This window comes from Acinetobacter sp. ANC_7635 (assembly GCF_056779945.1).
Map to the genome: position 1 here is coordinate 112,122 of NZ_JBWYIS010000005.1, position 21,681 is coordinate 133,802.

The following is a 21,681-nucleotide window of genomic DNA, read 5'->3' on the forward strand; positions in this document are numbered from 1 at the left end:
CTCATGACGGTACGCCACTCATCCCCACGCACAGCGCAACAATATATTTGGTTGATCGGTGGCATACTGTTTTTAGTCGCATCTTTTGTATTCTGGATTTTGACTGATAGCAAAGAGTTGGTTACTCAGTCTAAGCAAATTGAAGAAACTCAAGTCCAGATTCAACCTGAAAAGGTGGCAGCAACAAATTATTTGGGCGGGCTGACTGATCAAGTGCGACCTTTGGAATTAACTGCGCGTAAAGTGGCTTCAGGAAACCATTTGCCTGAATTTAGAGGCACAAAGTTTATTCAAGACAATAAAAATAATTATTATATCGAACTATTTCGCGTTACTAATGAAGATGTAATTAAAAGTTTTCTTAATAAGCAAACTGATCGTAAACCATACATTTATTTTCGTTTGAGTGGTGAAGATCAAGTTGAACAGTACATTTTGGGTTATGGGCTGTTTATGGGGGAAGGTGCTGCCAAGACAACTTTAAATGGATTGGATTTAAAGTTACCACCTTCTGTATCGCCTAAAGTTGCTGGCTTTAATCAGTTTGTGGGTCAAGTTAATGACATGGGTTCTGAAGAACTAACAACTGCAAAATTATACGAAATTAAATTACGACCTGCAGCTGTACCATTGATTGATGAGTCCTTGCTGGTTCGTCCTAAGCCAACCCCTATGGTTGATCCTGCTAAGGCAACAACCAATGTGACTATTACAAGAAAAGATCAGTCAGGAAATGTGGTTGATGTGAGACGTTCGCAATCGAATGTTGACCCTATTTCGAGCGATAACTCAAAGAATAATACGGATAAGCGGAATCAAGAGGCTCAAATTAGTGATCCATTTAATTAAAATGGTATAAAATGGCGCAAAATTAAACGAAAGCATAATAAATTTGCACATCATTGGTGCGATAAAGTGGTTCTAATTTGGTGCCTTTTCGGTTAATAATGACAAAATAATTGAAATAAAACGCTTGCACGGAATAAATAAATATTGGCATAGATTTTGCTTTTATTGGTGCGCTGATTAAGTAAATTGTCCCTATTTTGGCGCGAAGACCTTAATTTAGTGTGCGATTTAGTCAAATTGATCTGCTTTAAATGGGTGCAAATCGTCTCGTACATTTGTGAAATTAAATCAGAAAAGACGTTCAATAACGAAAGACATACAGAATCATGTCTTTGTTTTATAAAGAAATCGTATTTGAAGAATAGATAAGTTTTGCCCAATGAGGGCCATGTTGAAGAAGGGTACGCTATGCACATGCCATCGCCTAATACTGTAGCTCCCGCTAAAGGTCTATACCAACCGGATGAGTTTAAAGATAACTGTGGTTTCGGATTAATCGCCCATATGCAAGGTGATGCGAGTCATGACTTGGTCAAGACCGCGATTCATAGTTTAAGTTGTATGACGCACCGCGGTGGTATTGCTGCAGATGGTAAGACGGGTGATGGATGTGGTCTACTGTTGGCTATGCCTAAGCAATTCTTCCGTGAAGAAGCAAAACGTTTAAGTGATATTACACTCAGTGAAATTTTTGCAGTAGGTACAGTTTTTCTTAGCCTAGATCCTGCAATTGCTGCACATGCAAAACAAGTGCTGACTAAAGAAATCGAATCAGAAGGTTTGCGTGTAATTGCATGGCGCTTAGTGCCAACCAATAATGAAGCATTAGGCTCAATTGCGATGCAGTCTTTGCCAGCTTTTGAACAAGTAATTGTTAACTGTCCAATGGGTGTTGAAGAAGTTGAGTTTAATCGTAAGTTATTCTTGGCTCGACGTCGTGCTGAACAAAAATTAAGTCAAGATAGTTCATTCTACGTTACAACACTTTGTTCAACTGTGATCTCTTATAAAGGCTTAATGATGCCTGAAGCGATTGCAGATTTTTATACAGATTTAGCTGATCCACGTTTGGAATCACACATTGTAGTGTTCCATCAGCGTTTCTCAACCAATACATTGCCACGTTGGCCATTGGCACAACCTTTCCGTTACTTAGCGCACAATGGTGAAATTAATACCATTACAGCAAACCGTAACTGGGCGATGGCACGTACACCAAAGTTTGAAAACCCGCTCTTGCCTGGTTTAACTGAGCTCAACCCAATCGTAAACCGTACTGGCTCTGACTCTTCAAGTTTAGACAACATGCTCGAGATCTTGGTTGGTGGAGGTATGGATTTATTCCGTGCACTACGTATGCTCGTTCCACCAGCATGGCAAAACGTTGAAACTTTAGATGCTGATTTACGTGCATTCTATGAGTTTAACTCTAAACATATGGAAGCATGGGACGGGCCAGCAGGTCTTGTGATTCAAGATGGTCGTCATGCGATTTGTATGCTTGACCGTAATGGCTTACGTCCTGCACGTTGGGTAATTACTAAGAATGGTTACATCACACTTGCATCAGAAATTGGTGTCTGGGGTTATGAACCAGAAGACGTAGTATCTAAAGGTCGTGTTGGACCAGGTCAGATCTTAGTCATTGACACTTTCACTGGCAAATTGCTGGATACTAAAGACGTCAGTAATCATCTGAAAAAAATGCGTCCTTATCGTCAATGGTTGCGTGAAAATTCAGTGCGTATCCAAGGTAGTCCAGAGTTAGAAGAATATCTATGTGATCAAGGCTTAAAAGGCGATGCTTTAAAAGCGGCACAAAAAATGTTTATGGTGACATTTGAAGAGCGAGATCAGTTATTACGTCCAATCGCTGAAAGTGGTCAAGAAGCGGTAGGTTCGATGGGCGATGATACGCCGATGGCAGTATTGTCTCGTCAAGTACGCCATGTAACAGATTACTTCCGTCAACAATTTGCTCAGGTAACTAACCCACCAATCGATCCATTACGTGAATCGATCGTAATGTCTTTAGAAACATGTTTGGGTCGTGAACAAAATGTATTTGAACAAGGTCCAGAGCATGCGGATCGATTAATTATTTCAAGTCCTGTACTGTCAAACTCTAAAATGCATCAAATTCGCACTTTAGGTCGTAAGGGCTACGAGATTGCAGATATTGATCTAAACTATGCAGAGACTGAAGGTCTAGAAGCCGCGATTACACGTATTTGTGAAGAAGCAGCGCAAGCAATTCGTGATGGCAAAACCCTATTGGTGATTTCTGATAAGAAAATCCGTGAAGGGTTCTTACCAGCTAATGCAGCGATGGTAACGGGTGCTATCCACCATTACCTCATCCATGCAGGTTTACGTACAGATGCAAACATTATTGTTGAAACAGCTTTAGCGCGTGATCCACACCAATTTGCCGTAATGCTTGGCTTTGGCGCAACAGCAATTTACCCATATCTTGCATATGACGTCATTAATGATTTAATTGCGAAAGGTGAGTTGTTAGGTGATCCGATTCATGCACAAGCGAATTTCCGTAAAGGGATTGAAAAAGGATTGCTGAAAGTCCTTTCAAAAATGGGTATTTCGACTGTTGCTTCATATCGTGGTGGGCAGTTATTTGAAGCTGTCGGTTTATCTGAAGAAGTTGTTAATAAATGCTTCACAGGTGTTCCAAGCCGTATTAAAGGTGCGACTTTTGTTGATCTTGAAAATGATTTGAAAAAATTAGCAGAAACCGCTTGGAAATCACGTAAGCCAATTGAACAAGGTGGTTTGCTGAAATTTGTATTTGATAAGGAATATCACGCTTTTAATCCTGATGTAATTAATGCTCTACATAAATCTGTACGTTCTGGGAAATATGAAGATTTCAAAGAATATGCTGAGCTTGTAAATAATCGTCCAGTGGCAACCATTCGTGATTTATTTAAACTCAAAACAGAAAATTCAATTCCACTGGATCAAGTTGAATCTGTAGAAGCGATTCTTCCGCGTTTTGACTCTGCAGGGATGTCTTTAGGGGCATTATCACCAGAAGCACATGAAGCGATTGCCATTGCAATGAATACAATTGGTGGTCGTTCGAACTCAGGTGAGGGGGGGGAAGATCCAGCGCGTTACGGCACAATCCGGAACTCAAAAATCAAACAAATCGCATCAGGTCGTTTTGGTGTAACGCCTGCTTACTTAACTTCTGCAGAAGTACTGCAAATTAAAGTGGCACAAGGTGCAAAACCGGGTGAAGGTGGTCAGTTGCCAGGTGGTAAAGTGAATGGCTTAATTGCACGTTTACGCTACTCTGTACCGGGTGTGACATTAATTTCTCCACCACCGCACCACGATATTTATTCAATCGAAGATTTATCGCAGTTAATTTTTGATTTAAAACAAGTTAACCCTCAAGCGATGGTCTCTGTAAAACTGGTATCCGAGCCAGGTGTGGGTACGATTGCTGCGGGTGTTGCAAAAGCCTATGCTGACTTTATTACCATCTCTGGTTATGACGGTGGTACAGCAGCATCGCCATTGTCTTCGATTCATCATGCGGGTTCGCCATGGGAGCTTGGTCTTTCTGAAGCGCATCAAGCCCTTCGTGTAAATGATTTGCGTGGTAAAGTTCGCGTTCAAACGGATGGTGGTTTAAAAACGGGTCTAGATGTCGTGAAAGCAGCTATTTTAGGTGCGGAAAGCTTCGGTTTTGGTTCTACACCAATGATTGCGTTGGGTTGTAAATACCTCCGTATCTGCCACTTAAATAACTGTGCGACTGGTGTAGCGACTCAGCAAGATCATTTGCGTCAAGAGCACTATATCGGTGAACCACAAATGCTCATTAACTTCTTCACCTTTATTGCTGAAGAAACACGTGAGTGGTTGGCTGCATTAGGTGTATCAAGTTTGAAAGACTTGATTGGTCGTACCGATTTACTAGAAATGCTACCTGGTGAAACAGATAAGCATGCTCACCTAGACTTAAGTGCTTTACTTGAATCACATCCAGCTGCTGAAGGCAAAGCTCAATATTGCGAAGTCGAAGGAAATGCACCATTTGATAAAGGTGTTTTGGCTGAGTCTATGATCGCAGAAATATTGCCTGCGATTGAAGCTGGTACAGGTGGTGAATACAGTTTTAGCATTGGTAACTGTGACCGTTCTATTGGGGCACGTGTTTCAGGTGAGATCGCTCGTCGCTATGGTAACTTAAGTATGGAAGCACACCCTGTTAAAGTGAATTTGACAGGAACTGCTGGACAATCACTTGGTGTATGGAATGCGGGTGGTCTGCATATCAAGCTTGAGGGTGATGCGAATGACTATGTGGGTAAAGGTATGGCGGGTGGTCGTATCTCAATTTTCCCACCGAAGGGTTCTCCATTCCAAACACAAGAAACAGCGATCATTGGTAACACATGTTTATATGGTGCAACAGGCGGTAAATTATTTGCTGCAGGTACAGCTGGTGAACGTTTTGCTGTTCGTAACTCAGGTGCGTTCGCGGTGATTGAGGGTGCTGGAGATCACTGTTGTGAATACATGACAGGTGGTATTGTGACGGTACTGGGTAAAGTTGGTCATAACTTCGGTGCAGGTATGACAGGTGGTTTTGCTTATGTACTTGATTTAGATAATGACTTTGTTGATCATTATAACCACGAGTTGATCGAGCTTAATCGTATTTCGACCGAATCAATGGAAGAACATAAAGAGTTCTTAAGCCGCATTTTAGATGAGCATATTAAGGAAACTGGTAGTGCTTGGGCGTACAAGATCCGTAACGAGTTTGATTTCTACAGCCGTAAATTCTGGTTGGTGAAACCAAAAGCTGCAAACTTGCAGACTTTATTAAAAACAACTCAAGCTGATCCTCAATAATTCCACTACTGCAGATATATAGGCAGATGCAGCTGAACTAACAATAGACTGCATCTACCCACGGAGAGAGACATGGCAGAACGCCTTAATAATGACTTTCAATTCCTGGATGTCGCACGCCAAGATCCAGAGAAAAAAGATCTCAACGTCCGCAAAGCTGAGTTTGTGGAAATTTATAAACCCTTTACAGCTGAAGTTGCGAAAAACCAAACACATCGCTGTTTAGGTTGTGGTAACCCTTACTGTGAATGGAAATGTCCAGTACATAACTATATTCCAAACTGGTTAAAACTGATTGCTGAAGGTCGTATTTTTCAAGCAGCAGAGCTTTGCCACCAAACCAATACTCTACCGGAGGTGTGTGGTCGAGTTTGTCCTCAAGACCGTTTGTGTGAAGGTGCATGTACACTAAATGATGGGTTTGGTGCGGTGACCATTGGAAATGCTGAAAAGTATATTAATGATACGGCATTTGCATTGGGCTGGCGTCCTGACATGTCTCATGTCAAATGGACAGATAAAAAAGTCGCGATTATTGGTGCAGGCCCTGCAGGTCTAGGTTGTGCGGACATTTTGGTGCGCAATGGTGTTAAACCTGTCGTATTTGATAAGCGCCCAGAAATTGGTGGTTTGCTGACCTTTGGTATTCCTGAATTTAAGATGGAAAAGGACGTGATGAAACGTCGTCGTGAAATCTTTACAGGCATGGGGATTGAATTCCGTTTAAATACAGAAATTGGCACAGACATCACTATTGATCAATTGCTTGCTGATTATGACGCTGTCTTCATGGGTATGGGAACATACACATACATGAAAGGTGGTTTCGCAGGTGAAGATTTGGAAGGTGTTTATGATGCGCTTGATTTCTTAATTGCCAATGTGAATCGTTGCCAAGGTTGGGAGAAAGATCCTTCAGAATTTATCAGTGTGGAAGGTAAGAAAGTTATTGTACTCGGTGGCGGTGATACTGCTATGGACTGTAACCGTACTTCAATCCGCCAAGGTGCAACATCTGTCACTTGTGCATACCGCCGCGATGAAGAAAACATGCCAGGTTCACGCCGTGAAGTTAAAAATGCGCGAGAAGAAGGTGTTGAATTTCAGTTCAATCGTCAGCCGATCGAAATCGTGGGTGAGAATGGAAAGGTCACAGGTGTTAAATTTGTGACGACTCAACTCAGTGAGCCTGATAGTCGTGGTCGTCGCAGTCCTGAACCGATCCCAGGTTCAGAGGAAATCTTACCTGCTGATGCAGTGCTGTTGGCCTTTGGTTTCCGTACAAGCCCTGCAGAATGGTTTAATGATGTAAGTATTAATTTAGATGGTTCAGGTCGTATCGTTGCTCCTGAGCATCAACAATACAAGTTCCAAACTTCTAATCCGAAAATCTTTGCCGGTGGAGATATGGTGCGTGGTTCTGACTTGGTCGTAACTGCGATTTGGGAAGGACGTCAGGCTGCTGAAGGTATTTTAGATTATCTTGATGTTTAAACGAAAACATGCCTTACAAAAAATCCTACTTCGGTAGGATTTTTCATTTATATGCATGACTTGTTTGACAATCTCTTGTTGAATATTCAAAAGTATCCAATTCAAGAACTATCTTACGAATCATGTAATTAAATTAAAAAAGAGAATGGAGTTGTAATTTAATTTGCGACTTTATTGGCAAAAAATATAATTTATTTGTCTGTGTGGTTATTTTTGCAATATTAAATCTGATTTATTCTGACAGTATGAATAAGAAATGCTATATCCATATAGGCTCTAAAATGACAACTACACAAATCGCCAAAGATAAATCTTATTTAAATCGTCCAAAAGCGATTGGGATTACCGTACGACGTTTAAATTATAATCCTAAAGCCATACGACGCCATTTTTTCGCGAATTCTCCTGTCATGTCACACTTGTTGACGGCACTTTCTTCTACCTTTCCAATTGGTGAACAATTCTTTGTTCATAGTGTTCGTAATGTACGAGATAAAGTGAAAGATGAAAAATTACAAGCGCAGATTGCAGCATTTATTGGTCAAGAAGCGATGCATTCAAAAGCACATGCGGAATTTAATGACGCTTGGCGTCGTGATGATTATCAACTTGACAACTTTCAAGCATGGTTAGCGCGACGCGATGAATTTATTCGTACTACCCATCCAAAATTGCAGTTAGCAATTACCTGTGCTTTTGAGCATTTTACAGCGTTATTGGGTGGTTATATTCTTCGTCATCCTGAAGTCCTGTCGACCTTAGATGAAGATGCAACTAAGCTTTGGGTGTGGCATGCTATTGAAGAAATTGAACATCGAGCAGTTGCATTTGATGTCTATCAAGCGGTATACAAAGATACCAAAGTGCGCCGCAATATTATGCGTAGCGTAACCACAGGTTTCGCGAGTCTTACATTTTATTCAGCGACTCGATTATTTTGGCAAGATCGTCGAAAAAGCTTACCGAAGGTCAGTGGAAACTTATATGGTATTTACCTGATTTCTAAAATGATGATCGAGCTAATTCCAGAATATTTATCATATTACAAAGAAGATTTTCATCCTTCTGAAATTGACTATACGGATATCGTGAATCATTGGAAGGCAAAATTAGCTGAAGAATATCAAGTGGAAGGCTTCCAAGAGCATCCCCAACCTGTACTATATAGCTAACAAAAAAAACCTAGCGAAAGCTAGGTTTTTTTATTACTTAGATGAGTCTTGATTAAACTGACGCATTCTTCTTTGGCGCTGCCAAGGGAGAGGGCGGTCTAGTGCTTCGGGGACATCGCCTGATGTAGAGCGTAAACGTAAATGTAATGCAGCTTGTGCAATTAAATTTGCCGATACAGGCGCCGTAATAAAGGCAAGTAATGTAATCAGTAGTTCAGCAAACCCAAAGCGACTATGAAAAGCTGAATAAATCATAGCTGCTATTAAAAAACTACCTAAGCCTAGTGTGCTCGACTTTGTAGGGGCATGCAGACGCATGAATAGGTCAGGCAATTTCACCATTCCAATTCCACCTACAAGTGTAAAAAAGGCACCATTGATCAGGAAGAAGGAAACTAAGATTTCCATAATCAGCTGAATATTCATAGTTTTCTCCTAGTCCACCACATGGCCTGTCGTAAAATAGCGAGCTAATGCTGCTGTCGATACGAAACCGAGCATGGCTACCAATAGTGCACCTTCAAATAAAGAGGTGCTAGCCCAATAAATTCCTAGAACCACAACTAAACACGTAGCATTCAGAAATAAAGTATCTAATGCAAGTAGTCGATCAACCATTGAAGGACCGATTACAAGACGGATTAGACAGAGCAACATTGAAATCGTAATTCCAATTAAGCTAATTCCCAATACATAAGGAAGAATGATCATTGAGAATCTCCTTGCTGTTTTACATGGAAAATTGCGATGAGAGGCGCTTCGTAGCGCTGTTTGATTTCTAAAATATCAGCCTCTGGATTGTCTGTATTAATCGAGTGAACAAGAATATCTCCACGTTCTTGGTCGATTCCAGCACTGACTGTACCAGGAGTAGTCGTAATGATCATTGCCAGTAAACTGTTTACTTGGTCATGATCCGTATCTAGAGGTACCCGATACCACTTAGGGTGTAGACGATCAGTAGGTCCTAGGACTTGTTTAGCAATACGAATATTACTGATGATAATGTCCCATAACACAACAAAAACCAGTTTAACTGCTAAATCCCAATGAATATTGGGTGTACGAACGATAAAAGGTTGTACTAGCTTAGGAATGACTAAACCAATAAGAATAGCAACCAATATATCAAACAACGCTGCGCTGTTAGCCAACATCAGCCAACTGATAGCCACGATAACTGAAACAAAAGGATGTGGCATGATTCGATCAAATAGAGAGCTCTTTTGTATCATTTACTGCTCCATCGGTTGAAGCTTAGATTGGGCTTCTTCAGGTTGTCGCTGGTTCAATTCTTGTTCTTTGATTTGACGGCGCTTGAACTCTGAGATGTGTTCGCCCTCAAGTGATTTTTCACTTATAACATGTGGAATATAATGTGCATTTGGGTCTGCAAACTCTCCGCCGTATTTTGTTTCTGGAAGATAATTGGGATCAAATGGTTGTACACTAATTACTTCACCACGTTCATCCATTTTTAAAACAGCAGTAATATATTGTTCTGAATCATTTAACTGATTTGCAGTTTGTTGAATATACTGTGTGACTGGATGAGCAAATATCACATAAGCGATTAAACTTATAATAAAGACAAAAATTGTGGTGTCATTACGTGGAGGTGCCTTGCTTGGTAACTTTTGATATTCATGATAAGACTCTTGATTAGGGTCATTTTCTGGTACAGTTGAACGCCATAAAATAACGAATCCTAAACGAGTGAAAGCTATGATACTAAGCAAGCTCACAATCAGAATAACAATAATAATGAGCAATTGATAGCTAGATACAGAGGCCGCTTGAAGGATAAATACTTTTCCAAAGAATCCACTGAAGGGTGGAAGCCCTGCCATCATGAGTGCAATAATGAAGAAGCAAATCGAAACTAGCGTCTGCTGTTTCATGATTGGTGCGATTTTTAGATGATCTTTGAATGCACCACGCTGCGAAGTAATCCAACCGCATAGCAAGTAGAATGCAGCGGCAATAATCGTACTATGCACGAGGTAATATAGCGCTGCAGCCCAAGCATCTGCAGTCATCAGAGAAAGGGCGATTGCAATCGTTCCTATAGACGATAGGATCATGAAACCAACAAAACGACGCATTCGCTCTGCACCAATCGCACCAATTACACCATAAATAGTCGTAATTAAACCAATTGGAAGCAGCCAAGTGCTGAGAATTTCTCGCGAAAGCTCATCGGTGAATACGGTTCCATTCACACGTAAAATGGCATAGATACCCACTTTGGTCATGATGGTGAATAATGCGGCTACAGGGGTCGTGGCGACGGCATAAGTTTTAGGTAGCCATAGTCCGACAGGGAGGATTGCAGCCTTGATACCAAAGACTACAAACAGCATTAATCCGCCTGCAACTGCCATATTGTACTGATCACCTTCAAGTGTACGTACAATTCGACCCACATCAGCCATATTCAGGCTACCAGTATTACCATAAATCATCCCTAAGCCAATCAAAAAGAATGCAGACGCTAATAGGTTGATCGTTACATAGTGAATACCAAGTTGGAAACGTGCTTTGCCTTGACCATGTAGAAGCAATACATATGAAGCCATCAATAGCACTTCAAAGAAAACAAACAAGTTAAATAAGTCGCCTGTTAGAAATGCACCACATAATCCCATGAGTAAAAAATGGCTCATTGCATGGAAATAGCGTCCACGTTCATCCCATTCTTTACTTGCAAACCAAATAATTGGTGTCGCAAGAGCATAGGTGAGCACGAGCATAAAGGCTGCCAAACGATCTACTACAAGTACAATGCCAAAAGGAGCTGACCACTCGCTTAAACTATACACATAGATCTGACCAGAATTCGCCTGAATTAAGTAAATGATTGCAGTCGCTAAACCAAGAAAAACCGATGTTAAACTGATTCCACGACGCCAAGGTTGACGCCAGTCATGCGCTAAAGATCCTGAACCTGGATTACCCAATAGCACTAAAATAAATGCAGTAAATGTCGGAATTAAAATACTTAAAATTGGCGAGTGGGTGAGCCATAAATCATAAAAATTCATCATTAAGGCTCATCCTCTCTTGGGTCTGTATTGATTATTTCTTCTTTAGAGTCAACATGATCAGTACCCGATTCATAACGACTTCTCAATGCTAGTTGCACGATAAAAGCAGTTGTGGCAAAACCGATTACAATTGCCGTTAATACAAGTGCTTGAGGTAATGGATCTGTAACTTGAGTGGCATTGGTTAAAATCGCAGGTGAATTTAATTGAATCCGCCCCATTGCAAAGAGAAATAAATTGACTGCATACCCTATCATGGCCAAGCCTAGTACCACAGGGAAAGTGCGGGCACGTAAAATCAGATAAATACCAGTGGCAACCAATAATCCAATAGCGGAGGCGAGTAAAAATTCTAAACTAATCATTCTTTACTCCTTCGGTACAGGGCCGGTGATGCTTGAGTTGCGTGAGTCGCCTAAAACGGAAATCATGAGCATTGTTGCACCAACGACTGTGACATAGACACCAACATCAAATGCTGCAGCAGATGGCAAATGCATTTTTCCGAGAATGATCGGCTCTACATAAATATGAGCACTGGTCAGGAATGGTCGACCCCAGAACCACGCAGCGACCCCAGTCAGACCAGCAATAGTTAAGCCAGTACCAATCCAAATTTCATAAAGACGCCCAGACTTTGCTCGTAAGAGTTGTTCAGTGTGATCTTGACCTAGTGCAATGTACTGAATCACAAGCGCCATTGATGTAATGAGACCTGCGATAAAGCCACCCCCTGGAAGATTATGTCCGCGTAAGAAAATATATAAGCTGACGACTAAGGCAATCGGAAGGACCCAAGATGCGGTCATTCGGAACATCAACGGTGATGGATTAAAGCGATAGGTTAAGCCTTGTGTAATGGTCGTACCATGAGCACGCATTCCATCCATTAAACACAGTGTCCCAATCGCAGCAATACCCAGTACTGTGATTTCACCAAAGGTATCAAATCCACGGAAATCGACTAAAATTACGTTCACAATATTTGAACCACCACCAAGCGGTAGAGATTGTTGAACAAAGAACCATGAGATTGAATTGTGATCACGCGTTAGAATCATCCAAGTGATCCAACCGATTCCTAGGCCTCCGATGATTGCAATCACCGCATCTCTCCAACGACGAGTGCGTGAAGATTCATAAGGCGTAAGTTGTGGTAAGAGGGACAGACTCATCAGAAGTAAAACAGTTGTGACAACATCGACTGTGATTTGTGTGAGTGCCAGGTCTGGTGCTGACATCGTAACAAAGACCATCGTCACGACAAGACCGATTGCTCCACTGATAAGAACGGCTTTAATGCGTTCATGGTGAAACCAAAGCATCATCCAGCACGCTGAAAACAGTAATAACCAAAGCACGATTGCAACCAATGGTGCATGCGTCAGTTCGCGTGTACCTGCATAAATACCTTGACCAATGAGAGGCATGGAGACTAAAGCAACAGCAAAAATTAATATCCACAATAAATAGTTTTGTAGAGAACCTGTTTCTGTTGCTCTTTTTAATTTTCGCGAATTTAAGAGCAAATGTTTGAGAAAGAGATCAAACAGGACTTTACCTTGAAGTTTGCCAAGTATTGGATCAAGGTCAATGTCACGAATTCTACTGTTCTTCGCAAGACTAAAATAAAAAATAATACCGCCAATCAATGCAATCGCACTCATCAATAAAGGCACATTAAAGCCATGCCAGATTGCTAGATGTACGCCTTCAAAAGCTGGAAGGTTGGTGCTTGCTCGTGCACCAGCATTGACGATATCGCCTACTAAGAGCGCTGGTAATAGACCCACTGCAATACATAATGTAGCTAATAAAATTGCAGGTGCACGCATACCAATTGGTGGTTCATGTGCATCTTTATTTGGAATCGCTTTGCCTAAATCACCATCAAAAAATACGCCATGAACTAAACGAACAGAATACGCGACAGCAAACAGACCTGCGAGTGTTGCAATAATTGCTGCGAAGATACCTACACCACCCGAGAGATTCGCTAATAGTTCAGTAAAGAACATTTCTTTGGATAAGAATCCATTGGTCAGTGGTACACCAGCCATTGAGGCTGCTGTGATCATGGTTAAAGTCGCTGTAAATGGAAGTAACTGCCATACCCCACTGAGTTTTCGTAAATCACGTGTACCTGTTTCATGGTCGATAATACCAGCGATCATGAATAATGCTGCTTTAAAGGTCGCATGGTTAATGATATGAAAAATAGCTGCAGCCACAGCGAGTGGTGAACCAATCCCAAGTAAGCAAACGATCAAGCCTAAATGACTAATGGTGGAGTAGGCAAGCAAACCTTTCAGATCTTCCTTAAAAATGGCAAAGAACGCGGCCATACATAAGGTAAATAAACCAATGAATGTGACGAGGTTATGATACAAAGCAGAACCAACAAAGATCGGCATTAAGCGCGCCAGTAAGAAAATTCCGGCTTTCACCATTGTCGCTGAATGCAAATAAGCTGACACGGGTGTTGGGGCAGCCATTGCATTTGGCAACCAAAAATGGAAAGGAAATTGAGCACTTTTGGTGAATGCACCTAAAAGAATAAGGAGCAAGGCTGGCACAAATAAATGACTCGATTGAATCTGCGTCGTCATATTGAGGATTTGATCAATTTGATATGTGCCAGTGATTTGACCTAAGAGAATAAAACCACCGAGCATAGCTAAACCACCCATACCCGTGATGGTTAAGGCCATTCTTGAGCCACGCTGTGCTGCTTCGTAGTTACTCCAATAACCCACTAAAAGGAATGACGAAATACTGGTCATTTCCCAAAAGACAAGAAGAATAAGTAAATTATTGGAAAGTGAAATGCCGAGCATGGCGGCCATGAACAGCATCAGTAAGAAATATAGCTTACTTAGAGAGTTTTTATGATTTAAATAATAATAAGCATAAATATAAATGAGCGTCCCAATCCCTGTAATAAGGAGGGAGAAGATCAAGCCTAATGCATCAAGTCTAAAGCTTAAGTCGATACCAAACTGTGGTAACCATGACCAATGTTCAGAGATGACTTGACCTTGAAAGACGTCTTTGGCTTGAGTCAGCAACAAGATAAAACTTGTTAAGCTGACTCCAATTGCCCCTAATGCTGTCGCCCCGCGAGAGATTTTTTGCAGCCAGAGGACAAGAAAAGTGCCAAGTATTAATGGTAACAATATAATAATCGGTAGCACACTCGTATCCATAGAGTTGTAGGCCGGAACCTATGATGAGTTTTATCTTTCAAAAGCTTGAGGATGGCAAAGAGTCATCCAACTACTTAAACTTTGAAAGCCGAACGAATTTTAAAAACAAAAACAAGTTGTGTTGCGCAACTTGGAAAGCTAATGCAAAGAAATAGACACTTTTTGATTAAAAAATGAATGAGTAGATTTTATTACATGTATAAAATTACATCAAACTTTTTAGCTACACAATTCAGAATTATAGCGAAAAAAAGCTTAAATTTCTGTTTAAATTGAGTGAGTCATACCCGATTAATTCATCTATTTCCAATCAATTAGGGTAAGGAAATACTCGATAAGTCACCAGCTTGGAGATACTCAATGAAGCGCTGTTTTTCTGACGCTGATAAATTTTTGAAGTGTTCAAACAAACGCAAGCCATCAAGCGTATCAGTAGTTCGATTCACTTCAGAGATTTGGCCATCTTGTAAATCATTAGCCATGAGTTGAGCAAATAGTTCATCATATTGTTCCCTGATTTGGTTTTGTTCTATTTCAACAACTTTTCGATTTTCTAATTTAAAATGTTGTAGATCTACGTCATTGTTTAAAATCAATTCAGAGCATGCAGATGCGATAATTTGAATTTGTGGGAATGCTTCATGCAAACGGCTGAGTACGTTTTGCACAAAATCTTCATCCACTTGAGCATCAATATTGTCAATTAATAGAATGCCTTCACCATCAAGGCATGGGTCAATACTATGAGGATTCAGGAGACAAAGTCGTCTGACAATATCACCTACTAAACACAACCATTGACGATACGAATTAGATAATTGCGAAAAAGGAATTTCTTGACCATTTTGTACCAGCATCAATTGGATCTTGGGCGTGTATTCAATATAAATGTCACTGATCGACGGGAATAATGTCTGGATGGCTTTCTTGAGTGCTTTGAGTGATGGTAGTTGCATCTCTGCTTCAAGATTCAATAATTTTGCAACTAAATCCTCTTGGTCATGATGAGAGGATAATTTTTGATTGGTTTGAATTTTTTGAAAAACTTGTGCTAATCGTGCATTTTCGATGTCACTAATTTCACGAAACCATTCGAAGAACCGAGCAAATGTTGTATAAGGGAGTGCTGCAAGTTCGTAGGCTGCATGTGTTTGTAATACAGCAGGATTATTTTTGCTTAGCAAATTCACTTCGTTGATAAAGCGATCAGAAGGATAGTAGGCCACCATAGGCATGCCTTGAGCAGGATCTTGTTTGATCGCTTGTTGATAAAGATGAACGAGTGATTCTAATTGAGTCGTTAGCGCTTTACTATGACCTACACCTTTGCTGGTTAATGTTTTATAGAGTTGCCATTCGCACAAACCCTCTTCATTGTTTTGCACGGTCGCAGCCTGTTCAATAGATCCAATATCCGTGGGATATTGAACACAAATATCTATTTTGGCTTGAATGTGTTTGTGCTTAATATCCGAATCAAGCATGACTACACCAGCAGTTCTTAAATCTTTGGCACGTGCAGCAAACCACGTTAAAGCTTGATAAATATTTTTAATTATCGCAGTTTTACCAGAGGCCTGATCACCTAAAATAATAGATATTGGTCGTTGAGTTGGATCAAATTTAATTTTTATATCTGAAAAATGATAACAGTGACGTAACTGAATAGATTGAACTTTCATATTTTGCCTGCAACTTATCGTAGGGGATTATGCTGTTGCTTTCGTTTTAATCGTGGATTTAAGTTTGAGTTGTTGTATTAAATCATAAATATGATGAATATTTAAGCTGCTTTTTGCTCGTGTACATGCAACATAAAGTAAACGTAATTCTTCATCGCTAATTTTATGTTCTAGTCCATTAATTTTAAATTGGTAATCATCTTCTAAATGCACACGATTCCATTCTAAACCTTTGGCTTTATGAGCGGTTGAGATTACATAGTCCGCTTGTTCAATGGGTGTGATTTTGGCAAGAGCTCGTTTGAGTGGATCTGTACCATGTTCATCAACCAATTTAACCAAAGGCTTGATGTCGCTACCATCATTTGTTTCACAATATTCATGCACATCATGCCAAGAGTTAAACCAAGCTAACTCTGGAACGTCCGTTACTCTTTTACCTTGTTTAAGTAAGCTTGCAGCGTCAACAAAGCGATTTAATTTCGCATGATCGGCTTGCAGGCTCACTTTGTCCCCTTGAACTAATCCTGAGAGTAAAAGTTCCATTGCGCGTGCGTTAGTACGGCACAAAATCGCATCTCGCATTTTGGTATGAGGCTTGTTGACGACTTTTGATTGGAGTTCGGGGTTGCCAATCAACGGAACAGTCTCATTGAGTGCGCCTAATAAGTGATTAGCAACTTCAGCGATATCATCACCAAAACGGAATGAAGTGGTTAGGCGCGATTCGGGTAAAGGCATTTGTTGCATCGCATTGACTGCCCCACGCCATGCATAAATTTGTTGATGTGCATCGCCGACATAGATGACTTGCGTACTTTTTTGCTTGAGTAAAATCCCTAGCATGAGTGGGTCAGCATCCTGTGCTTCATCAAACAATACATAGTCTGCGGGTATAAAAGGATCTGATAAAGCCCATAATTTGAGATAGATATCATGCCCAATGCCAGCCTGATGATTAGGGTCGATTGATTCTAACCAACGACGTTCGACTGCAGGATAGAGGTGTTGCTGTAATACCGCAATATCGTCAGCATGTAGCCAACTTGGTGCTTGAATATGTCGGGGTGCAGGATATTGCGAGCTTGTTGAACAGAAATAACTAACAGCATTTGCAACTAAGCCCGCCAAACGACTAGGCATAAGCGCATATTTTTCGTAACGCCCCCCCATGAGTCGGCGTAATGTGATGGGTTGCAAACGGTATTCTTTGGCAATAAAGCTCGGGCTCAAGCGTGGGAGTCTAAGTTTATCTGTCACTCCACGTGGAACGCTTCGAAATGCTAAAGAGTGGAATGTACGACAATCCACGCGCTGATGAAATTTTTGTTGAGCCTCGCTGGCAATCGCTTTGTTAAAGGCAAGATACATACCGCGACGCTGTTGCATCGCATCACTGACTAATTTAAGCGTTGTTGTTTTACCTGTACCTGCATAGGCAATCACTTTGAAGGATTGACCAGATTGCGCTTGTTGAATCGCAATTTCTTGTTCTAAGGTAGGTTTGACAATGACAGACACAGGTTGATAAATCTTCAATGGTTTTAAAAATGATCAGTGAGTATAGCAAGAATTTACAAAGGGGAGAGTTCAATCTTCTTCTTTTTGGATGGGGAGTCTTCGGCGACTTAAAAAGCCGAATTAAATAAAAAAGCCATGTTTGAACATGGCTTTAAAGAGTAAATTAATGCGTGCGATTTGCTTTTTCAACAAGTCCTGACAGACCCTGACGTCGTGCAAGCTCATTTAAAACGAGTTGAATATCAAGATCGAAGTAACCCAGCATCACTATGGTATGGAACCAAACATCAGCAACTTCATAAATTAAATCATTTTGGTGATCCAGCGTCGCTTCTTGTTTGAAATCTTTAGCAGCTATTACCGTTTCAAAACTTTCTTCACCAATTTTTTCAAGTATTTTATTGAGACCTTTATGATAAAGCTTTGCCACATAAGAAGAGTCAGGATCTGCAGATTTACGTTCTGCCATCATTTGACCAAGATAATGTAACACATCGACTTGCTCAGCTTGAGCTGTTGATGCATTCATCACTTTACTATGCGCATTCTCAGACTTTTCGCCATAAATTTGGTTCGGATCTTTCAATTGAGCGTCTACAATTTCCCAACCGTTTGATGTTAAGCGGCGATAAAAACATGATTCACGTCCTGTATGGCAAGCAATGCCACCATGTTGCTCAATTTGAAGAACGATCACATCAGCATCACAATCTAAACGAATTTCATGCACAGTTTGGAAGTGACCTGATTCTTCGCCTTTATGCCACAATTTGCTGCGTGAACGAGAGTAGTAAACAGCTTGATTTTTTTCTGCTGTAAGTGCCAAAGACTCACGATTCATCCAAGCCACCATCAACACTCGACCTGTTTGATGATGCTGAGCAATGGCAGGGATTAAACCTTGTTCGTTAAATTTTACTTCATCGAGCCATTGCGTATTGTTCATAAGGATTTCACCAGAATTAAATGAGACACTACAAAATTGTAGGTCATTAGTTTAAGCGAATAAATCTTTGTAGGGGAGAGTAGAAATTAATTTATTTAAGATCTTGCATGTATTCTTCAAAGTTTTGCTTATGGATCATTTCTAGGAATGCATCCCCTAATCGTTGACTTTCAGCTACAGACTGTTTCCAAAGCTCGATTCGTTTTTTTTGATCAAGCCCTTTCAGTGTGAAATCTTTGCGATCAGGAAGACGTCCTAAAGGAAGTGATCTTAAATAAGACTCAGAGGGTGAAATCAATACGGTTCGTGCTTGATATTCAGCATTAGATCTACGTTTTTTGAGGAACTTATCGAACCAACCTGGTGTTATTTGATCTGTAAAATGAGGGTAGAGGACAATCCCATGACTCGGTAAAGGTAGATCAATATGATAATCGATTAGCCCGCCATCACGATAAGCAGCGACATCTGCACCTTCGATATTTCTGACCGCCGGCATCACAAATGGAATGGATGCAGATGCCATTAACCAATCTTCTAAATTTTTTTCAGTCAACGCATAATCAAGATGTTCGAATTCATTTTTGATGAGTGAAAGTCGTGAAGCGTTGTGTGGTTGGGCAATTGTACGTTGCATGAAGTGCCCAATTTTAGCTCTCGAAAAAGTATTGAGACCGATAATGCCAGCAACTGCACGGGCAAGCATAAGAGGATGATCACTTTGAAATTTTTTCGATGACTTTACTGACAAAATAGCCAAATGGTAGTCGGGATGATCAATAATTTGATTGGTTTTACCTTGAAGGAGGGCTTTAAGCATGCCGCGACAGACGTCTCCAACTTCAAGAATATTCATCTTAGGTCGAAATTCAAGATGGGTATATAAGTCTGCTAATTTGGATGTGCCTGCTTGTGCACCATGCGCTGCAATACTTGCAAAACGCCAACTCCCAATGGATGAGCCAATTAGAGTCCGCTTTTTGGGTGCTTGAGCAAAGAACTCACCAAAAACAGCTAGGTCCAATCCTTGAATTCCAATACCTTTGGGACCACCTGCTGCTCCAGGAACAAAATCAACCGCACTGGCTTGTAGACCTTGTTCTTGAATGATCTGTTTTGCTTTATAACCTACATGAATATTCAAGCAAGGTTGAGTGGTCTTGAGGATATGTGTCATAAGCAATTCAGCGACTAAAACCTATTGATGTAGCAAGTTTTGACATGAGATAGTGAACTTATTTCACCATACGCCACATAGCAATAAAAGATGCCAACACAATTAAAATCATGGAAATAAACCATGGTGCGATCACAGCGATTGAGAGCAGAATTGCGATTACACTTCCGAAAATCCAACTACGCTTTTGCTGATGCTCCATTTGCAAGCGCAGCGTTTGAAGTTCATTCAATTGTTTAGCATGCCATGCAGACTGATTTTTTAAACCGTTAAGACTGTCAATCAGTAAAGTCGGTAAATCCTGAGCGCCCAATAACAAGTCTGGGATTTTTTGTCCTAATTCTTTAATATTTTTTTGAGGATTCATTTGGGCTTTAACCCAATCCGTTAGAATTGGCTTTGCTAACTTCCAAATATCTAATTCAGGATAAAGGTCTGTACCTAAGCCTTCAACATGTACTAAGGTTTTAAGCAATAACATCAGTTGTGGTGGAATTTCTAGATGAAAACGTCGAGCGATGTCCATCACTTGGATCAATATGCCTGCGAAATCTAACTCATGCATCGGTTTCGAAACCATAGGTCCTACTGTACGACGCATTTCACGTGCTAAAGCATCTTGATCCGTGCCTGGTGGAATCCAACCTGCTTGATGCACAATCTGAATCAATTGCATGAAATCACTGTTCATGACTGCCAGCAACATACGTGCTATCGTCATTTGATCGTGCTTGGAAAGCTCGCCCATGATGGCGCAATCGAGCGCAATAAATCTTGGATTTTGCGGATTAATCGTTTCTACGAAAACATTACCCGGATGCATATCTGCATGGAAAAAATTATCGCGAAACACTTGAGTAAAAAAGATTGTTAAGCCTTTTTCTGCTAAGTCTGCACGATTCATTCCTAAACGATCAAAGGTCGCAGTATCTGAGATAGGCACACCAGTGATACGCTCTGCCACCATTACATCCGGACTATCCATATATACTTCAGGCACATACATCATGCTTGAGCCAGTAAAATAATGGCGCATACGTCGTGTATTTTCGGCTTCAAGAGTCAAATCGAGTTCATTTAAAATGATTTGACGATAATCTTGAATAATTTCTGATAGATGTAAAGCACGGGCAGCTTCTAGCCTTTTTTCTAAATAGTGACCAAGCCATTCTAAAATTTCAAAATCTTGAATAATTTGAGCACGTATATTCGGGCGAGTTACTTTCACGACAACTTCACGCCCATCGTGAAGAGCAGCGGTATGTACTTGAGCAATTGAAGCAGCAGCTAGCGGCTTATCATCGAAGCGCTCAAATAATGTGGAAACATCTGCTTTAAGTGATTCTTGAATTCTTTGCTTAGCCACACCAAGATCGAAAGGTTTAACACGATCTTGTAATAACACCAATTGTTGTAATATTTCTGGTGGAATTAGATCGCGACGCGTAGAGAGGAGCTGCCCTAATTTAATTGCGAGTGGCCCCATTTCTTCTAAAGCTTCTTTAAGCTTTAAAGGATTTTTACGTTCTCGACTAGAAAGTGCAGCAGGATGCAAACGTATAAGATTCAGCAGGGGGCGAACCTTTGCAGGAATATCTTCCGCAGGTACCAACGTGTCGAGTCTATAGTGCGCAGCTATACGCCAAAGTTCGATTAAACGTCTAATGTGCGGAATCATATATGCAATTACCTGAAAT

The 21,681-nt window shown here is 40.7% G+C and carries 15 protein-coding genes; 4 read left to right on the plus strand and 11 right to left on the minus strand.

The window, feature by feature from the left end:
- Nucleotides 1-3: 3 nt before the first annotated feature.
- From AC1M89_RS07960 to AC1M89_RS07975, 4 genes are all read left to right on the plus strand, one after another.
- Nucleotides 4-849: a hypothetical protein gene (locus AC1M89_RS07960; protein ID WP_481591468.1), complete on the plus strand. Its 846-nt coding sequence runs from the start codon at nucleotides 4-6 to the stop codon at nucleotides 847-849.
- Nucleotides 850-1,263: 414 nt separating this feature from the next.
- Entirely contained in the window at nucleotides 1,264-5,739 is a 4,476-nt protein-coding gene (gene gltB, locus AC1M89_RS07965) for a glutamate synthase large subunit (RefSeq protein WP_171076729.1), read from the plus strand.
- Nucleotides 5,740-5,811: 72 nt separating this feature from the next.
- Nucleotides 5,812-7,233 (plus strand): FAD-dependent oxidoreductase, encoded by a 1,422-nt coding sequence (locus AC1M89_RS07970; protein ID WP_481614096.1) that lies wholly within the window; start codon nucleotides 5,812-5,814, stop codon nucleotides 7,231-7,233.
- 281 nt (nucleotides 7,234-7,514) lie between these two features.
- Nucleotides 7,515-8,405, plus strand: a complete 891-nt coding sequence (locus AC1M89_RS07975; RefSeq protein WP_481589148.1) for a metal-dependent hydrolase — start codon at nucleotides 7,515-7,517, stop codon at nucleotides 8,403-8,405.
- A 33-nt stretch (nucleotides 8,406-8,438) separates the two neighbouring features.
- Here the strand turns inward: AC1M89_RS07975 and AC1M89_RS07980 are convergent, their stop codons facing one another.
- From AC1M89_RS07980 to AC1M89_RS08030, 11 genes are all read right to left on the minus strand, one after another.
- Nucleotides 8,439-8,825 carry a Na+/H+ antiporter subunit G gene (locus AC1M89_RS07980; RefSeq protein WP_481590464.1) on the minus strand — a complete coding sequence of 129 codons (387 nt, stop codon included), beginning with the start codon at nucleotides 8,823-8,825 and terminating at the stop codon, nucleotides 8,439-8,441.
- 15 nt (nucleotides 8,826-8,840) lie between these two features.
- The gene (locus AC1M89_RS07985; protein WP_092767266.1) at nucleotides 8,841-9,116 is read right to left on the minus strand and encodes a monovalent cation/H+ antiporter subunit F; all 276 of its coding nucleotides are present in this window, start codon (nucleotides 9,114-9,116) and stop codon (nucleotides 8,841-8,843) included.
- Nucleotides 9,113-9,637, minus strand: a complete 525-nt coding sequence (locus AC1M89_RS07990) for a Na+/H+ antiporter subunit E (protein WP_481614098.1) — start codon at nucleotides 9,635-9,637, stop codon at nucleotides 9,113-9,115. The genes AC1M89_RS07985 and AC1M89_RS07990 overlap by 4 nt, the downstream gene beginning before the upstream one ends.
- Before the next feature lie 3 nt (nucleotides 9,638-9,640).
- Nucleotides 9,641-11,452, minus strand: a complete 1,812-nt coding sequence (locus AC1M89_RS07995; protein WP_481591466.1) for a monovalent cation/H+ antiporter subunit D — start codon at nucleotides 11,450-11,452, stop codon at nucleotides 9,641-9,643.
- Nucleotides 11,452-11,817 carry a Na+/H+ antiporter subunit C gene (locus AC1M89_RS08000; protein ID WP_092767259.1) on the minus strand — a complete coding sequence of 122 codons (366 nt, stop codon included), beginning with the start codon at nucleotides 11,815-11,817 and terminating at the stop codon, nucleotides 11,452-11,454. The genes AC1M89_RS07995 and AC1M89_RS08000 overlap by 1 nt, the downstream gene beginning before the upstream one ends.
- A 3-nt stretch (nucleotides 11,818-11,820) precedes the next feature.
- Nucleotides 11,821-14,658: a monovalent cation/H+ antiporter subunit A gene (locus tag AC1M89_RS08005; protein WP_481608949.1), complete on the minus strand. Its 2,838-nt coding sequence runs from the start codon at nucleotides 14,656-14,658 to the stop codon at nucleotides 11,821-11,823.
- A gap of 314 nt (nucleotides 14,659-14,972) precedes the next feature.
- On the minus strand, nucleotides 14,973-16,340 hold the full coding sequence (locus tag AC1M89_RS08010; RefSeq protein ID WP_481591464.1) for an ATP-binding protein: 1,368 nt from the start codon (nucleotides 16,338-16,340) through the stop codon (nucleotides 14,973-14,975).
- A gap of 27 nt (nucleotides 16,341-16,367) precedes the next feature.
- On the minus strand, nucleotides 16,368-17,861 hold the full coding sequence (locus AC1M89_RS08015) for a UvrD-helicase domain-containing protein (protein WP_481586744.1): 1,494 nt from the start codon (nucleotides 17,859-17,861) through the stop codon (nucleotides 16,368-16,370).
- A 163-nt stretch (nucleotides 17,862-18,024) separates the two neighbouring features.
- Nucleotides 18,025-18,807 (minus strand): bifunctional phosphoribosyl-AMP cyclohydrolase/phosphoribosyl-ATP diphosphatase HisIE, encoded by a 783-nt coding sequence (gene hisIE / locus AC1M89_RS08020; RefSeq protein WP_092767251.1) that lies wholly within the window; start codon nucleotides 18,805-18,807, stop codon nucleotides 18,025-18,027.
- Between the two features lie 91 nt (nucleotides 18,808-18,898).
- Entirely contained in the window at nucleotides 18,899-19,984 is a 1,086-nt protein-coding gene (locus AC1M89_RS08025; RefSeq protein WP_481591463.1) for a patatin-like phospholipase domain-containing protein, read from the minus strand.
- Nucleotides 19,985-20,042: 58 nt separating this feature from the next.
- Nucleotides 20,043-21,662, minus strand: coding sequence for an ABC1 kinase family protein (locus tag AC1M89_RS08030; protein WP_481591462.1), 1,620 nt, complete (start codon nucleotides 21,660-21,662; stop codon nucleotides 20,043-20,045).
- Between the last annotated feature and the right edge of the window lie 19 nt (nucleotides 21,663-21,681).

Excerpts from the sequence above, each read along its gene's own strand:
- hisIE (WP_092767251.1), bottom strand. The coding sequence starts at position 18,807 with ATGAACAATACGCAATGGCTCGATGAAGTAAAATTTAACGAACAAGGT.
- AC1M89_RS07995 (WP_481591466.1), bottom strand. The coding sequence starts at position 11,452 with ATGATGAATTTTTATGATTTATGGCTCACCCACTCGCCAATTTTAAGT.
- AC1M89_RS08025 (WP_481591463.1), bottom strand. The coding sequence starts at position 19,984 with ATGACACATATCCTCAAGACCACTCAACCTTGCTTGAATATTCATGTA.
- AC1M89_RS08005 (WP_481608949.1), bottom strand. The coding sequence starts at position 14,658 with ATGGATACGAGTGTGCTACCGATTATTATATTGTTACCATTAATACTT.
- AC1M89_RS07970 (WP_481614096.1), top strand. The coding sequence starts at position 5,812 with ATGGCAGAACGCCTTAATAATGACTTTCAATTCCTGGATGTCGCACGC.
- AC1M89_RS07960 (WP_481591468.1), top strand. The coding sequence starts at position 4 with ATGACGGTACGCCACTCATCCCCACGCACAGCGCAACAATATATTTGG.
- AC1M89_RS08000 (WP_092767259.1), bottom strand. The coding sequence starts at position 11,817 with ATGATTAGTTTAGAATTTTTACTCGCCTCCGCTATTGGATTATTGGTT.
- AC1M89_RS07985 (WP_092767266.1), bottom strand. The coding sequence starts at position 9,116 with ATGATCATTCTTCCTTATGTATTGGGAATTAGCTTAATTGGAATTACG.
- AC1M89_RS08030 (WP_481591462.1), bottom strand. The coding sequence starts at position 21,662 with ATGATTCCGCACATTAGACGTTTAATCGAACTTTGGCGTATAGCTGCG.
- AC1M89_RS07975 (WP_481589148.1), top strand. The coding sequence starts at position 7,515 with ATGACAACTACACAAATCGCCAAAGATAAATCTTATTTAAATCGTCCA.
- AC1M89_RS08010 (WP_481591464.1), bottom strand. The coding sequence starts at position 16,340 with ATGAAAGTTCAATCTATTCAGTTACGTCACTGTTATCATTTTTCAGAT.
- gltB (WP_171076729.1), top strand. The coding sequence starts at position 1,264 with ATGCCATCGCCTAATACTGTAGCTCCCGCTAAAGGTCTATACCAACCG.